The 14,237-nt window shown below is 67.7% G+C and carries 19 protein-coding genes; 10 read left to right on the top strand and 9 right to left on the bottom strand.

Annotated elements, in window-relative coordinates; genetic code table 11:
- Positions 1 to 161 precede the first annotated feature (161 nt).
- The 3 genes from AB8M46_RS22950 to AB8M46_RS22940 are packed head-to-tail and all read left to right on the top strand — an operon-like array spanning position 162 to position 2,512.
- Positions 162 to 659: a carboxymuconolactone decarboxylase family protein gene (locus AB8M46_RS22950; protein ID WP_394361510.1), complete on the top strand. Its 498-nt coding sequence runs from the start codon at positions 162 to 164 to the stop codon at positions 657 to 659.
- Positions 660 to 687: 28 nt separating this feature from the next.
- Complete coding sequence (locus tag AB8M46_RS22945) at positions 688 to 1,434, top strand: SDR family oxidoreductase (RefSeq protein ID WP_394361509.1); 747 nt, start codon at positions 688 to 690, stop codon at positions 1,432 to 1,434.
- Positions 1,435 to 1,447: 13 nt separating this feature from the next.
- The gene (locus tag AB8M46_RS22940) at positions 1,448 to 2,512 is read left to right on the top strand and encodes a DUF6348 family protein (protein ID WP_394361508.1); all 1,065 of its coding nucleotides are present in this window, start codon (positions 1,448 to 1,450) and stop codon (positions 2,510 to 2,512) included.
- Here the strand turns inward: AB8M46_RS22940 and AB8M46_RS22935 are convergent.
- Entirely contained in the window at positions 2,509 to 3,828 is a 1,320-nt protein-coding gene (locus AB8M46_RS22935) for an MFS transporter (RefSeq protein WP_394361507.1), read from the bottom strand. The genes AB8M46_RS22940 and AB8M46_RS22935 overlap by 4 nt on opposite strands.
- A 196-nt stretch (positions 3,829 to 4,024) precedes the next feature.
- On the opposite strand from AB8M46_RS22935, the gene AB8M46_RS22930 reads away from it, so the two are divergent.
- Entirely contained in the window at positions 4,025 to 4,588 is a 564-nt protein-coding gene (locus tag AB8M46_RS22930) for a dihydrofolate reductase family protein (RefSeq protein WP_394361506.1), read from the top strand.
- 24 nt (positions 4,589 to 4,612) lie between these two features.
- Here AB8M46_RS22930 and AB8M46_RS22925 read toward each other — a convergent pair whose 3' ends face one another.
- The 3 genes from AB8M46_RS22925 to AB8M46_RS22915 form a co-directional block, all read right to left on the bottom strand.
- Complete coding sequence (locus tag AB8M46_RS22925) at positions 4,613 to 5,071, bottom strand: GNAT family N-acetyltransferase (protein WP_394361505.1); 459 nt, start codon at positions 5,069 to 5,071, stop codon at positions 4,613 to 4,615.
- A gap of 109 nt (positions 5,072 to 5,180) precedes the next feature.
- A complete protein-coding gene (locus tag AB8M46_RS22920) occupies positions 5,181 to 5,621 on the bottom strand; it encodes a hypothetical protein (protein ID WP_394361504.1) in 441 nt (146 codons plus the stop codon).
- A gap of 57 nt (positions 5,622 to 5,678) precedes the next feature.
- Positions 5,679 to 5,837: a hypothetical protein gene (locus AB8M46_RS22915; RefSeq protein ID WP_394361503.1), complete on the bottom strand. Its 159-nt coding sequence runs from the start codon at positions 5,835 to 5,837 to the stop codon at positions 5,679 to 5,681.
- A gap of 71 nt (positions 5,838 to 5,908) precedes the next feature.
- Between AB8M46_RS22915 and AB8M46_RS22910 the strand changes: the two genes are divergently transcribed.
- Complete coding sequence (locus AB8M46_RS22910; protein ID WP_394361502.1) at positions 5,909 to 6,292, top strand: hypothetical protein; 384 nt, start codon at positions 5,909 to 5,911, stop codon at positions 6,290 to 6,292.
- Between the two features lie 47 nt (positions 6,293 to 6,339).
- On the opposite strand, the gene AB8M46_RS22905 is transcribed toward AB8M46_RS22910, so the two are convergent.
- Complete coding sequence (locus AB8M46_RS22905) at positions 6,340 to 7,422, bottom strand: hypothetical protein (protein WP_394361501.1); 1,083 nt, start codon at positions 7,420 to 7,422, stop codon at positions 6,340 to 6,342.
- Positions 7,423 to 7,548: 126 nt separating this feature from the next.
- Positions 7,549 to 7,941 carry an ArsR/SmtB family transcription factor gene (locus tag AB8M46_RS22900; RefSeq protein WP_394361500.1) on the bottom strand — a complete coding sequence of 131 codons (393 nt, stop codon included), beginning with the start codon at positions 7,939 to 7,941 and terminating at the stop codon, positions 7,549 to 7,551.
- A gap of 126 nt (positions 7,942 to 8,067) precedes the next feature.
- Between AB8M46_RS22900 and AB8M46_RS22895 the strand changes: the two genes are divergently transcribed.
- Both AB8M46_RS22895 and arsB read left to right on the top strand, forming a co-directional pair.
- Positions 8,068 to 8,472: an arsenate reductase ArsC gene (locus AB8M46_RS22895; RefSeq protein WP_037340261.1), complete on the top strand. Its 405-nt coding sequence runs from the start codon at positions 8,068 to 8,070 to the stop codon at positions 8,470 to 8,472.
- Between the two features lie 29 nt (positions 8,473 to 8,501).
- Entirely contained in the window at positions 8,502 to 9,575 is a 1,074-nt protein-coding gene (gene arsB / locus AB8M46_RS22890; protein WP_394361499.1) for an ACR3 family arsenite efflux transporter, read from the top strand.
- A 19-nt stretch (positions 9,576 to 9,594) separates the two neighbouring features.
- On the opposite strand, the gene AB8M46_RS22885 is transcribed toward arsB, so the two are convergent.
- Complete coding sequence (locus tag AB8M46_RS22885) at positions 9,595 to 10,911, bottom strand: NAD(P)-binding domain-containing protein (protein WP_394361498.1); 1,317 nt, start codon at positions 10,909 to 10,911, stop codon at positions 9,595 to 9,597.
- Positions 10,912 to 11,006: 95 nt separating this feature from the next.
- Here AB8M46_RS22885 and AB8M46_RS22880 point away from each other — a divergent pair, with 95 nt between their 5' ends.
- Together AB8M46_RS22880 and AB8M46_RS22875 are read left to right on the top strand one after the other, a co-directional pair.
- Positions 11,007 to 11,813 (top strand): helix-turn-helix domain-containing GNAT family N-acetyltransferase, encoded by an 807-nt coding sequence (locus AB8M46_RS22880; RefSeq protein WP_394361497.1) that lies wholly within the window; start codon positions 11,007 to 11,009, stop codon positions 11,811 to 11,813.
- 74 nt (positions 11,814 to 11,887) lie between these two features.
- On the top strand, positions 11,888 to 12,301 hold the full coding sequence (locus AB8M46_RS22875; protein WP_394361496.1) for a hypothetical protein: 414 nt from the start codon (positions 11,888 to 11,890) through the stop codon (positions 12,299 to 12,301).
- A 181-nt stretch (positions 12,302 to 12,482) separates the two neighbouring features.
- On the opposite strand, the gene AB8M46_RS22870 is transcribed toward AB8M46_RS22875, so the two are convergent.
- Positions 12,483 to 13,046, bottom strand: a complete 564-nt coding sequence (locus AB8M46_RS22870; RefSeq protein ID WP_394361495.1) for an AAA family ATPase — start codon at positions 13,044 to 13,046, stop codon at positions 12,483 to 12,485.
- Between the two features lie 59 nt (positions 13,047 to 13,105).
- Between AB8M46_RS22870 and AB8M46_RS22865 the strand changes: the two genes are divergently transcribed.
- Entirely contained in the window at positions 13,106 to 13,687 is a 582-nt protein-coding gene (locus AB8M46_RS22865; RefSeq protein ID WP_394361745.1) for a (d)CMP kinase, read from the top strand.
- Between the two features lie 21 nt (positions 13,688 to 13,708).
- Here the strand turns inward: AB8M46_RS22865 and AB8M46_RS22860 are convergent, their stop codons facing one another.
- The gene (locus tag AB8M46_RS22860; RefSeq protein WP_394361494.1) at positions 13,709 to 14,206 is read right to left on the bottom strand and encodes a hypothetical protein; all 498 of its coding nucleotides are present in this window, start codon (positions 14,204 to 14,206) and stop codon (positions 13,709 to 13,711) included.
- Between the last annotated feature and the right edge of the window lie 31 nt (positions 14,207 to 14,237).

Genomic DNA, 14,237 nt, shown 5'->3' with positions numbered 1-14,237 from the left:
AGTTCCCCCTGTTCGTTGTTTGCCCCTACGATCCCGGCCGCCGCTGGTTTGTGACACCCGAGAATGGTGGCCTGCGCCACAAGGTGGACTTGTCACACCGGGCGTGCCGCCGGGATCTCTTGCTCGTCACCAAGCGACAGACGAGTGAGGAAGTCCCGATCATGTCCACAACTTCGGCGAAGGGTCCGCGGTCGCGGATGCCCAATCCGCTCCCCTTCGTGCCCGAGCTGGCGGAAGTCGGCGCGGGCCTGCACACGGTCATCAAGAACGGCACCATTCCCGCGACCACCGTCAGCCTGGTGCAACTGCGTGCCGGGCAGCTGCTGGGCAGCACGTACTTCGTCGTCCGTGAAACGCGCGTGCTGCGAGAGCTCGGTGAATACGAAGAGCGGATCGCCTCCGTGGTCACCTGGCGCGACGCCACCTGCTTCACCGATGCCGAACGGGTCGCGCTGGAGCTGGGGGAAGCCGTGTTCACCGCCGATCCGTCGGGGGAGCGCGTTCCCGACGAGCTGTACGCCAGGGCGTCCGCGCACTACGACGACAAGGCGCTCTGGACGCTCGTCATGGTCATCGCCCACATCGGGTTCTTCGCCCCCGCCGCGCTCATCGCGAAGCCGATCCCGGGGATGCCGCCCGGCCGGAACTACACCGACTGACCTTCCACCTCCACGAAAGGCCTGAACCATGAGCAAGTTCGCAGTGGCGGGAGCGACCGGGCGGCTGGGACGCCACGTCGTCGACGTCCTCACCGAACGCGCGCACGAAGTCGTCCCGATGTCCCGGGCCACCGGCGTGGACATCATCACCGGTGAGGGGCTCGCCGAGGCGCTCACCGGGACCGACGTCATCATCGACGTCGCTTCCTGGCACGCTTCCGACCAGGAGGCGGCGACGGAGTTCTTCCGTACCTCGGCCCGCAATCTGCACGAGGAAGGCAGGCGGGCCGGAGTCGGCCTGATCGCCGCGGCGTCCATCATCGGCGTCGACAACGCCACCACCGGTTTCCTCGCCGCCAAGAAGAAGCACGAAGAGTTCCTCTTGTCGGGGCCGCTCCCGGTCCGTCTTCTGCGGGCGGCTCAGTTCCACGAGTTCGTGCTTCAGCTGCTCGACTGGCGGCGGGACGACGTCGCTTATGTTCCGGCGGCGCCCACTCGACTCGTGGCCTGCCGCGCCGTGGCCGAGGAGCTCGCCGATCTTGCGGCCGCTCCGGTCGCGCCGGGAACTCCGATCCCAGAGATCGCCGGGCCACGCCAGGAGATCATGGCGGAGGCGGCCCGGCTCGCCGGCGACGCCCGGGGGATCAAGGTCGTCGGCATCGACGCGGCGGACGTGCCCGACGGCGAGATCGCCGCCAAGGGCGGGTTCCTGCCCGGTCCGCACGCCAAGCTGGCAGGCCCCACCTTCCAGGAGTGGCTCGAAACCCGCTGCTGACTAGACTTCGGCGATGATCGCATCACGGGGGCTCGATGCCGCGCTCGAAATCGGGATCGCCGCGTTCTGCGCTGGCGAAGAACCGCCGAGCGACGACATGTTCTGGGAACGGCTGACGGGCGCGGGAGTGGAGCCGTGGCTGGCCGAGCGGCTGTTGGTTTTCCTGCCGATGGCCTACGTCCGGCGGTTGCTGCCGGACGTCACGTATCCGGACACCGTGCGCGACTCCCGCGGGCAGGTCTTCCTCGCGCAGGAGCCGGTTTTCGTGGCGGCGTATGAACGCGCCCAGTACGCGAACCGTGCGGAGTTCGAGCGGATCGCGTTTCGCAGCAGCACGTTCGCCGTGATCAACGAGGCGCTGAACGCCGGATCGCAGCTCGCGGACCTGGAACTCGGCGAACCCGTGTTGTTCAAGGATCTGGAACCGGTCGTCGAGGGCGACGGCGGTGTGCCTTCACCGCAAGCGGTATTCGAAGCTTTCCTTCGCGAGCACGGTGTCCTGCTGGGCGATGACACTCGTGTCGATACGAAACTCATCGTGCATCCCGCCCCGGAAGGCATGGTGATGGCTCAGGTCGACTTCGCCGTGTCGCATCCCGCGCTGGCCGAGCCGTGGCTCGTCGAGAGCTTCGCCGGGCACGGCACCACTTGGCGTGAGGCGATCGGCCGTGCGGTGGACGGTTTCCGCCATGGGGCGTTGCATCCGATCGTCGACGGGTTGCTGTCGCCCGGCGCCGCGGCCGATCAGGTCGACCGCGAGCGGTACGACCATCCTGACGGTGCGTTCGAACTGGTGCTGGGCGCGCAGATCACCCTGTTCGCCGAGAACGTGCCTTCCGTCGAACCGCTGCTCGACCGGTTGCTGGAAGCGTTGCGCGCGGAGAAGCTCAGCCGGAAGGTGCACGGGCTCCGGTTGTTCGTCGCGCACAACGAGGGCGCGTTGCTGAACAACGAAGTCCTGCTGGACAGCCGTCCGTGGTCGGGCGGCGAAGCGGTGGTGGCGGATCACCCGGCGCTGGTCGCCGAGGGTCGGATCGCGACGCGGGTGTTCGGGCTGCTCGTGCCCATCGGCGCCTAGTTCAGGTCGGCTCCACGGGTTTCGCCGCTGAGGAGCAGGGCGACGACGGTGACGGCGATCGTGCCCACGAGGTACAGCACGACCGCCGTGGGGCCCTGTTTTTCGGCCAGCCACACCGCGATGAGCGGGGCCGGCGCACCGGCGATGATCGAAGATCCTTGGAAGACCAGGGAAGCGCCGGCGAAACGGCGGCGCGTCGGGAAGAGTTCGGCGATCCAAGCCGCTTCAGGCCCGGCGAGGAGCCCGTGCAGCGCGGCGCCGACGCCGACACCAAGATACAGCAGAGGCAACGCGTCGGCTTGGACGATCGCGAAGAAGACCGGCGCCCAGACCGCGAGACCGAGCGCGGGGACCAGCATCGCGGTGCGCCGTCCGACGCGGTCGGACCAGTGGCCGCCGGCGAGCATCCCCGCGAATTGCAGCAGCGACCCGATGGCGACGGCGAGGAGCACGTCGGACTTGTCGTAGCCGAAAGTCTTTGTGGCATAGGCGACCACAAAGACGGTGTAGACGTAGAACGCCACGTTTTCGCCCAGACGCACGCCGAGACCGCGCAGGACGGGGCCGGGGTGGGCGAGCGTTTCGAGGATGCTCGACCGTTCGCGGACGGGTTTCGCGGCTGCCCGTGCCTGTGCTTCCTGGAACACCGGCGACTCGTCGATGCGGCGCCGGATCCAGAAACCGATGACCAGGAGCGGGATCGCGAACAGGAACCCGACTCGCCAGCCCCACTGATCGAAGGCGTTGCCGGGAAGTACCAAGGCGATCCCGCCGACCACGGCCGTGGCCAGCACCGTGCCCAGAGGCGCTCCCGCCTGCGGCCACGCCGACCAGAACCCGCGTCGTTTCGGGCTCCCGTATTCGCTGACCATAAGCACCGCCGCGCCGAACTCGCCGCCGAGGGCGAATCCCTGGATCAGCCGCAGCACGACGAGCGAGATCGTCGCCCCGATCCCGACCTGCGAATAGGTGGGGAGCAGCCCGATCGCGGAAGTCGACAACCCGAGTAGCAGGAAAGTGGTCACCAGCATGGGTTTGCGTCCGAGGCGGTCGCCGAGATGCCCGAAGACGATGCCGCCGATCGGGCGGGCGACGAAACCGAGCCCCTGTGTCGCCAGCGCGAGCAGCAACTGGGCGAATCCGTTGCCACCGGGGAAGAACAGCGGGCCGAGAACAGTGGCCGCCAGGATCCCGTAGAGCGCGAAGTCGTACCACTCGAGCACGGCGCCCGCCGTACTGCCCGCCAGGACTCGCCGGAACGCCGACCGGCTGACACTCGAATCGGCCGTCGCGCGCGAGGCGGGCACGTTCGTCACTTTCGCTCCTCGTCTTCGGCCGATTCCGGCGAGGTGTCCGATAAACGGACAGTCCGGGACGATATCCGGACATGTAGGAACATAGACCGCGTCGGCCGGATCGCGCAATCGCCGATGTCGAGATGGCCGGGTCTGCTCCGACTCTTCGATGAACGCGCCCGGATCGCGGCGCCGCGGAGAAGAAGGAGGCCTTGCGATGAGCAAGGTGGTGCTGGACGTGTCGATGTCGCTGGACGGTTTCACCGCCGGGCCGAACGTGCGGGCCGACGAGCCGATGGGGGACGGCGGTGAACGGCTGCACGAGTGGATGGCGGGGGAGGGGCCCGACGCCCGTGCCGTCGAGGAGGTGAACGCGATCGTCGGGGCCACCGTCATCGGGCGGCGCACCTTCGACCTCGGCCTGCGGCCGTGGGGAGGTACGCCGTGGCCCGGCGTGCCGAGCTTCGTGGTGACTCATCGGATCGAGGAAGACCTCCGCGGCGACAACGGCGGGACGTTCTCCTTCGACGGACTGGAGGCCGCGGTCCGGCGGGCCAAAGCCGCCGCGGGAGACAAGGACGTCCTGGTGCTGGGCGCGGACGTCGCCGGGCAACTGCTCGTCGCGGGCCTGCTCGACGAGGTGCATCTCCACGTCGCCCCGGTGCTGCTGGGGCAGGGGACCGGGCTGTTCGGCGGACGCGGGGGTGAGTTGGTGCCGGAGGGTGAACCTGTCGCGGGGGTCGCCACTCACCTGCGTTTTCGGGTCGTCGGCGCCTCGTGAGAGGCGTGACGCTCTGAGTGCGTCTCAACGACCGCAGCGATCCACCCGTTCCCACGGCCAATCCGAGACGAGCCAGCGCGCGACGGCGTCCGCGAGCGCGCCATCCAGCTCCGCTTTGTCGGCCCGCACCCAGGACTGCACCGTGACGTCCCAGTCCTCGGATGCCGTGGGGTACAGGTAGACGCAACCGATGACGTCGCCGTCGGCCGGGCCGAGGACGGTGAACGTGAAGCCTTTGTGTCGCGCGAAGTCTTCGGCGTGGCGGCGCAGGTCGGCGAGGTTCTCGTCGAGGGTCATGCCGCCGCGCGGCGGCCAGTCGCCGTCGGGATAGCCGGGAGTGGAGCGGATGTGCTCGATACTCGACATCCAGGCGGCATGGTCGGCCGAATTGTGTTCCGGTCCCAAGGGTTCGAGGCGGAACTCGTCGGTGACCAGCGCGGTCGGCGGGGCGAAACCGGCTGGTACGAAAGCATCCGCGGGCATGGTCGGGACCGTAGCGGCAGACCGGGCCGATCGCACCCGAGTTTCGCGCTTGCCGGGCCCTGCAGCTGGCGGCGCGGGCTTCACCGGCGCCGTCCGGAAGACCCGACGGCTACCTCTCGAAAACGAGGTCGAAATCCTTGCGCCAGGTGGATCCCTGATCCTCGGACGCCTCCCAGCGGCCCGTGATCCGATCCGGCCCGACCTCGGCGACGAACCGTTGGAACATGTCGGGGTCTTCCCGGCTCAGGCTCCAGTTCGTTCCGTCGAAGGTCATGGCGAAGACCCGGCACACACCTCGTTCGTCGTGGTACAGAGCCGTATACGCGTCGCGGGCGTCGCTGCGACCGAGAACCAGGACCATCTCGCTCGCGGCTTGCCCTTCCTCGCCGTCCATCGTCCAGCGAAGGACCACGAACGCGTCACCGAGCCATTCGATCGTCGCCGAACCCGGCACCTCCTGATCGGGCGGGTCCAGAAACCACGCGTCGCTCAGCGTCGTCCGCCACGAACCGACCAGGACGTTCAACCGTTCCATGGCTTCGTTGCGCATCGCTGCCTCCTCGCGTGGCCCGGTGATCCGCCAGCGTAGGCGCAACACCCGGCGAGGTCAGCGCCGGAGCGCTCGATAGCGCTTGAGCAAGGTGGTGATCCGTACTGGGTCCGCGGCGTCGTTCAACTCGGCGAGTAGATCGTCGGGGCACAACTCGTAATGGTCGCCCCACCATCGCCGCCCCTTGTTGTCCCAGATCCGGTATCCGCCGGGCACTCAATGATAAGCATGTGCGTATCATAAGCACGGCGCAGCCATCTCGGGCTGGGACGACGTGAGGAGCGAGCATGATCAGAGGTAAGTGGATGCCCGGCCATGCCGCGGACTTCTCCGGAGACATGCTGGTCAGCGTCACCGCGTTGACGCTCGACGGCTTCCGGAGCACACCAGGTGCTTACCGGGCGGGCTACGTGCTCAGCCGCGAGTGGCCCCGGCTGCCCGGCGCGGTCGGCCAATGGCTGTGGGCGGAGCCGCTTCGCCGGCGGCTGGGCTCGGTTTCGGTGTGGCGCGACCACGAGGGCTTGCGTGGGTTCGTCGGCTTGCCCGCCCACGTGGCGATCATGCGGAAGTACCGCGACCTCGGCACCACCCGCGCCACCACCTGGCGCACCGCCGACCTCGATTCGCGGGCCATCTGGCGAAAAGCGGAGCAGTGGCTGAGGGAGAAGTGAGGCCACGAACCGCCGCCGGGAACGGCGCCCCGGCGGCGATTTCGCGGTCACAGCGAGGACGAGCAGACCCGTAGCGGTCCGACACGGGCGTCGACCGGGAAGTTCGTGGCGGCGAAGTTCCAGCCGCCGAACGCGTTCGCGGTCGCTTCGGGGTTGTTGGGCGACGGGGTGCCATAACCCGCGTCGACCATGATCCAGCCCGACCAGGTCAGCCCGCCGTCGAACGAGGAGTTGCGCGTGATGGGGCGGAACTGCGCGGGAGCCTCGTCACCGCGGGCGAACACGACCAGTTCGCCCGAACTCGTCGCGGCCGCGCCCGGTTCGGACACCGCGCCGCCCCGTGGCGCCCCGAGGTCGAACCAAGAGCCCCAGGACGAGCCGTTGTAGCTGATCCCCGCGATCCGCGAGTTGGTCGTCCGCACGAACACGTCGACCAGTCCCGGCCCCCGCGAGACGGCGATCGGGTCGACGGCGAACCTGCCGCCGAGCCCGACCCAGTTGCTCCAGCCGGCCCCGACCCGTTCCAGGTAGTACAGATCGTTCGCCTGGCCCCGGGTGACGACCGCGACATGGCCCGGCCGCGAGGAGACCCCGATCGGACTGGATGTCAGCACGCCGCCGAGGCTGGTGTGCGGACCCCACACGCCGTTCACGTATTCGCGGTACCACAGTTGTTTGTTGGAGCCTCGATAGAAGACGATGAGATGCCCGGGCCCGGCCGAAACCGCGTGCGGGTTCCAGGTGATGACCCCGCCGAGGTTCTGCCAGCCGGACGACACACCGTTCTCGAATTGCATGAAGTACAGCGCGTCGTCGGCGCCACGGACGAATACCGCCGAATGTCCAGGGCCCCACGAGACGGCGCCCGGCTCGGAGCGGGACACCCCGCCGAGGTTCTCGGCGCTGATCACACCGTTCGTGCGCGGATCCACCTGAGTGCGGAAGACGTTGCCTGCCGAGCTGACCTGGAAGATGTCCAACGGCCCGTTCGGCATCGACGCCAGACCGGGGTCGATGTTGCTGCCCCGGCTCAGTTGGGCGCACCCGACGGCGGCGTCGGCCGTCGCCGGGCACAGCATGGTGGCGGCCACTACGGCGACCATCGCGGAAAGCTTCCTCAATGCGCGCAAGTTCCCTCCCTGCGTCGAAGAGATCGAGCGGGAATCCTGACCGGCGGCACGACACGAGACTGTTGTGGACATGTTGTGGTGGCCCGCGGAACCGTCAGGTGCCGCGGCCTATCGTCAGCCGGACGGTCACGTCTTCGACAGCGGCGCGGCCCGGTCGGCCAGCGGGCCACCGGCGTGCAGAAGTGTCTCCAGCGATCGGAGCGGCTCGGGAAGGACGGTGTACCAGCTCCAGGTGCCGCGTCGCTCCCGATCGAGGATGCCCGCCGCGACCAGAACGCGGAGATGATGACTCAGCGACGGCTGCGGCATGTCGAACTCTTCGGCGAGATCGCAGAAGCAGGCCTCGCCGCCGGGTGAAAAGCGGACCAGTGACAGCAGCCTGATCCGGACCGGATCCGAGAGGGCCTTGAACAACTTCGCGGCCTGCTCGGCCTCGTCCTGGGCGATGACCGCCGCGGGCTCGGCCATCAGCAGTGTGATGGGCACCGGTTTCCGGCCGCGCCCGTTCTCCGTCGCCACGTGCCCTCCTCGGTCCGGGTGACCTTCGACGGCGAGCGTACCCGGTGGATTGACAAATATCGATGCAAGCTCTTGAATCTGGATTCGCAGATTTCGATCCAGTCCAGCATCGAGAGGACTCCGCCGATGGCCCGCACACCCGAGGTGCTGTTCGTCTGCGTGCACAACGCCGGTCGTTCGCAGATGGCCGCGGCGTTGCTGCAGCACTACTCGCTCGGCCGTATCGCCGTCCGGTCGGCCGGTTCGGAGCCGGCCGGGACGGTGAACCCGGCCGCGGCCGCGGCGCTCGCGGAGTGGGGCTTGGACATCACCGCCGAGGTGCCGAGCAAGCTGTCCACCGAGGACGTCGAGGCATCCGATGTGGTGATCACCATGGGCTGCGGGGACACCTGTCCGGTGTTCCCCGGAAAGCGGTACCTGGACTGGCCCCTTGAAGACCCGGCGGGGCAGGGCGTGGACGCCGTCCGTCCGATCCGGGACGAGATCGACCGCCGCGTCCGCGGTCTGGTCGCCGAAATCCTCGACGCCTGAACGACTTCCCGGAGCCAGGAGGCCCCAACGTGACGCTTGCCGCCGACGAACCCGACGTCCTGCGCCAACTGTCCTTTCTGGACCGTTATCTGCCGGCTTGGATCATTGGCGCGATGGGTGCCGGGCTGCTGCTGGGCAGCGTGATTCCCGGTCTGCGGGAGGTGCTGGACGCGGTGAAGATCGGGCAGGTGTCGCTGCCGATCGCGCTCGGGCTGTTGCTGATGATGTACCCGGTGCTGGCGAAGGTCCGCTACGACCGGCTCGGCGCGGTGACCAAGGACCGGCGCACGATGGTGCTTTCCTTGGTGCTGAACTGGATTCTCGGCCCCGCGCTGATGTTCGCGCTCGCCTGGCTGATGCTGCCGGACCTTCCCGAATACCGGACCGGCCTGATCATCGTCGGTCTCGCCCGGTGCATCGCGATGGTGATCATCTGGAACGACCTCGCCTGCGGTGATCGCGAGGCCGCGGCGGTGCTGGTCGCGGTGAATTCGGTCTTCCAGGTGCTGATGTTCGGGGTGCTCGGCTGGTTCTACCTGGACCTGCTGCCCGGCTGGCTCGGTCTGGACACCTCGAGCGTCGACTTCTCACCGTGGGAAATCGCGCTCAGCGTCGTCGTTTTCCTCGGGATCCCGCTCGCCGCAGGCTATCTGTCCCGCCGCGTGGGGGAGCGAAACAAGGGCCGTGACTGGTACGAGGGCACGTTCCTGCCGAAGATCGGCCCGGTCGCGTTGTACGGCCTGTTGTTCACCATCGTGATCCTGTTCGCCCTGCAAGGGGAGACCATCACGTCCCGGCCTCTCGACGTGGCCCGGATCGCCTTGCCGCTGCTTGTCTACTTCGCCGTCATGTGGACCAGCGGATATCTGCTGGGCAAGGCGTCCGGGCTGTCCTACGAACGCACCACGACACTCGCGTTCACCGCCGCGGGCAACAACTTCGAACTCGCGATCGCCGTCGCCATCGGCGTTTTCGGCGTGACGTCGGGTCAGGCGCTCGCCGGGGTCGTCGGACCGTTGATCGAGGTCCCGGTGCTGGTCGCCCTGGTGTACGTGAGTCTCCGGCTGCGGAAACGCTGGACCACGAAAGCCCCGGCGGAATGAGCGGAACCGCGGGTGGTGATCATGACGGGGTCAGAACTTCCGCCTCCGCCGTAACGCAGCATCCCCCGGACTGCGCGTCGTCCGGCTCGTCGAACAGTCCGGCGCCGCCGCATACGCCGGTTTCGGCCATGCGCAGTTCGATGCGCGTCGCCGCTTCGTGGTCACCGGCGAGTTCGGCGGCGATGCTGCGGACCTGTTCGTAACCGGTCATGGCGAGGAACGTCGGCGCTCGGCCATAGCTCTTCATCCCGGCCAGGTAGAAGTTCTTCTCCGGGTGGGCGAGTTCCTTCGCACCGTGCGGGTAGACGGTTCCGCAGGAATGCACGTTCGGATCGATCAGCGGCGCGAGTGCGACCGGTGCCTGCAGAGCCGGGTCCAGCTCCAGCCGGAGCTCCGACAACCAGGTCAGGTCCGGTCGGAACCCGGACAGCGTCACCACTTCGTCGACGTGCTCGATCCGCTTTCCCGCGGAGGAGATCAGCGTGAGCCTCCCCGCGTCGTCGCGTTCGAGCGCTTCTGTGCGGAACCCGGTCACGACGTCGATCAGCCCGGATTTCACGGCCTCCTGAGCCCGCAGGCCGAGCGCGCCCCGCGCCGGGAGCTGGTCGGCGTCGCCACCGCCGAAGGTGTTGCGGACCGACCCGCGGCGCAACACCCAGCTGATCCGCGTACCGGGCGCGTCCTTCGCGAGTCCGGACAACGCGACCAGTGCGGTCAGCGCCGAGTGTCCGCTCCCCGCGACCGCCACGTGTCCTCTCGCGTACCGGGTCCGCACCGCCGGGTCGCCCAGATCCGGCACACGGTAGGCGATCCGGTCCGCCGCCGCTCGTTCGCCGATGGCGGGAAGTCCTTCCCCGCCAAGGGGATTCGGCGTCGACCAGGTTCCCGAAGCGTCGATCACGGCCCGTGCCGCGATCCGTTCCTCCGTGCCGTCGGCGCGGACGTGCACGGTGAACGGCTCGTCGTCGCGGCCGCTGTCCACGACCCGATCGCGGCCGCGACGGGCGACCCCGATCACCTCGGCGCCGAATCGCACCCGATCGTCGAGCGCCGTCGCCAGTGGCCGCAGATAACGCTCGGCCCACTCCCAACCCGTCGGATACGTCTCGCCATCGGGTCGCGCCCAGCCGGTGCCCTGCAGCAACCGCCCGGCCGCCGGAGCCACGAGCTCGGACCACGATGAGAACAACCGCACGTGATTCCACTCGGCCACTCCCGCACCGGCCCCCGCGCCGCGTTCCAGCACCAGCGGCTCGAAACCCCGCTCCACCAGTTCGGCGGCCGCCGCCAACCCCACCGGTCCCGCGCCGATCACCACGACAGGCAGCTCGTTCATCCCCAGGCCCCTTTCATCGATCTGTCTCGATTGAAGGGAATGTATCGACCGGCGTCGATTGACGCAACCATCGATTTCGGTCGATACTGGGCGCCATGACCACGGTTGTGCCCGTTCTCCTGCCCGAGCATGAAGCCGCGACTTACGCCGGCTGGTTCGCCTGTCTCGCCGAGCCCATGCGGGTCAAACTCCTGCACGCGGTCGCGACCTCGCCGCGTGGCCTGACCGTCGGCGCGCTCACGGAGATCCTCGGAACCAGCCAGTCGACGTGCTCCCATCACGTCCGAAAACTGGCCGAGGTCGGCTTCCTGCACCTGCGCAAGGAAGGCACGGCCACGGTCGTGACGATCAACCAGGCCTGCTGCAGCGGGCTGCCACACGCCGCCGACGCCGTGATGGGCCTGCTCGCCCCGCGTCCGTGCTGCCCGGAGAACTTGTCGGAAGACGTCATCGTCCGCGCGCTGCGCGAGGAGGACCGTGACTCGGTCCGCCGGATCTGGAGTGAAGGAATCGCCACATTCGACGCCGAGGTCCTCAGCCGCGAAACCTCTGGCCACCGATGGGTCGCCGAGATCGATGGCGAAGTCGTCGGCTGGACGGTCGCCGTTCCGGTTTCGGAACGCGAGTGCTATCGGGGAGTCGCCGAGACATCGGTCCATGTCGCTGAAAGCCACCGTGGCCGCGGCGTGGGTAAAGCCTTGATGCACAAGCAAGTCACGGAAGCCGACGCGGCCGGGCTCTGGACACTGCAGACGTCGCTCTTCACCGATGACCGCGCCTCCATCGCCCTGCACCAGAGTGCCGGCTATCGCACCGTCGGCATCCGCGAGCGCATCGTCCGACGCGACGGCGCTTGGCGGGACACCGTCTTCCTGGAACGCCGCGGTCCGGTCACCGCCTAGAGGCCGAGTCGCTTTTCTGGATCAGGTTCGCGGCAGGGGTCCAACGCTGCCTGGACTCCAATTCCGCGGGCAGCGTGTACACGCATGTTTGCCAGGATGGGAACAATCATCAGAAGTGGAACAACTACGCTCCCGGAAAGTTCAAGAACAAGGCGTCCGGGCTGTGTCTCGCCGCCGGAACGTCGTCGGTCTTCGCCGGGTCCTGTGAGACCAATGCCAGCGACTGGCGGACGTCGTCCACGACGAAAGTACTTCACCAACGTGTCGACCGGGCTTTGCCTGCACAACAGTGGCGGTCAGGCGGAAGCCGTCGGTCTGCGGGTCTGCCGCGCGGGAACCGTGCTGTGGACCGTGACGAAGCTGCGGAGCTGATTCGAGGCCGCGGAGCGACAAACGCCTGGCTCGCCGACGCCGATCCCTTCTTCGGCAAGGGATCGGCACGCGAGCCAGGCGTGGATGAGAATCGACAGATGTTCGGGTGTCGCTAGGGCGCTAGCCGTCCGGTTTGAGGATCGAAACGAGCCCCAGTGCCTAAGCGCGGGTCGACGGCGAACTCCGTGGCTTACTTGTACTTGCTGTAGACGACGCCGAAGTAGAACAGCGGGCCGCCGGCGTTGCCGATCAATGGTCCGTCCGGCCGCGGGGCGTGGTCCTTCCCAGGCCGCGACGTCAAAGCCTCTGCTGTGGCACGTCGAGCACGCTCAGGAAGCGCGTGTACGACTCGTCCACCCCGATGCCGGTCGTATCGAGCCGGATCGCGCGCGGGCGTTCGGCCAGATACTCGACGAAGTGACCGCGTATCCTGTCGAGCAAGTCGGAATCGGGATCGTCCAGCATCGTCTGGAGCTGTGCCTCGACATCGTTGGCCGGACGCTTCCCGTGCAGGCGTTGCAGATGTTCGTGGTCGTCGACGAGGAGGGCGACCTCGACGTAAGTGGCTCCGGTGGCGAGGGCTACCGCTTCGAAGGCCGGGTCCGGGTCGCGGTCGTGAACGGTCACAAGTTGCGGGAGGACCACGTCGTGTCCGTCGCGAAGATGACGTGCGGCCATGTCCCGTCCGTGACCGCGGGCGATCTCCAAGGCCCCGAAGAAGTTCTCTTTCCAACCGCCGATCAACCCCGTGAGCACATCCAGATCGAGGGCGAGCGTTCCTGGGTGCTCGTCGGCGTAACGGCGGGCGAGGGTGGACTTTCCCACCCGTGAGAGACCATTGATGTGGATCAGACGCGCCATGAGTCGACCCTATGTCCTGGCTCCGGTCGGTGGCAGGTCGGTCGATCTATGATCACCGCATGCACGTGCTCGGGCCAACCGATCCTCTTCCTCGGCAGCCGGTCCGGCGGGTCGCGGTGGCGGGCCCTGCGGGATCGGGTAAATCGACCCTCGCGCGAACGCTGTGCGAGCGTATGGGCGTGCCGTATGTCGAGTTCGAGTCCTTCTACCACGGTCCTGGTTGGACGGTCCGGGAGACGTGGCAGGCCGACGTTTTGCGGTTCCTCGACAAGGATGTCTGGGCGATCGAGTGGCAGGGCGAACAGGTCCGGGAGTACATGACGGCGAGGCTCGACGTGTTGGTGTGGCTTGATCATCCGCGTGCCTTGGCCACGACTCGCGTCGTCGTTCGCACGCTTCAACGTCGTGTCGGGCGGGGTTCGAAGATCGCCGGGGGAAACGTCGAGGGCCCGCTGCACACGTTCTTCACCGACCCGCAGCACATCGTCAAGATCGCGTGGCGCCACCACCCGATCATGCGCGCGCGGGTCCGCAAGGTGATCGACGAGAATCGCCACCCCGATCTCGTCGTCGTCCGGCTGCGTGGCCAACGGCAGGTCGATCAGTGGCTTCGAGGGCCGTTCGATCAGAGCACAGTGTGAACCGGGAGGTGCTCGATCCCGTCAGCCGTTCAGCGCGGCCTCGTACTCCTTCGCCTGATCCGGCGTCAGGAACCGAGACACCCGCACCAGGACGGGGCCTTTCAGATAGTCGTATTCGCCGACGGCGGGCAGATTCTTGGCTACCGACTGGATGAAGTCCATCCGCGCTTTCGCGCCGGCCTCGTCCGGGAACACCTCCACCGAACCGCCGCGTTCCACCGAATCCGCGCCGAGATACTCGACGTCGGACGGCTTGACCCGGGAATCGCCGAACGCGGTCTTCGACGTGTAGCCGTTCGGGCGGCCGAGGAGGTGATTCGGGTCGTCCTCGGCGGTGTACACCTTGATCAGTTTCGTTGTCGCGATCTTCTCGCCGAGTGTCTTCGTGACGTCTTCGGCGGTCTTCGGCGCGGTGACCGTGGCGGATCCGATCGCCGACGGCGAGCTGTCGCCGCATGCGGCCAGTGAGAGCGTGGCCAGCGTGACGGAAACGGCGGCTACGGTACGGCGGATGATCACGAACCCCTCCAGCGTGGTGACGGTCGACGCC

This window comes from Amycolatopsis sp. SB7-3 (assembly GCF_041021335.1).
In the GTDB taxonomy this organism is placed as follows: Bacteria; Actinomycetota; Actinomycetes; order Mycobacteriales; family Pseudonocardiaceae; genus Amycolatopsis; species Amycolatopsis japonica.
This window is presented reverse-complemented; position numbering and strand designations above follow the sequence as displayed.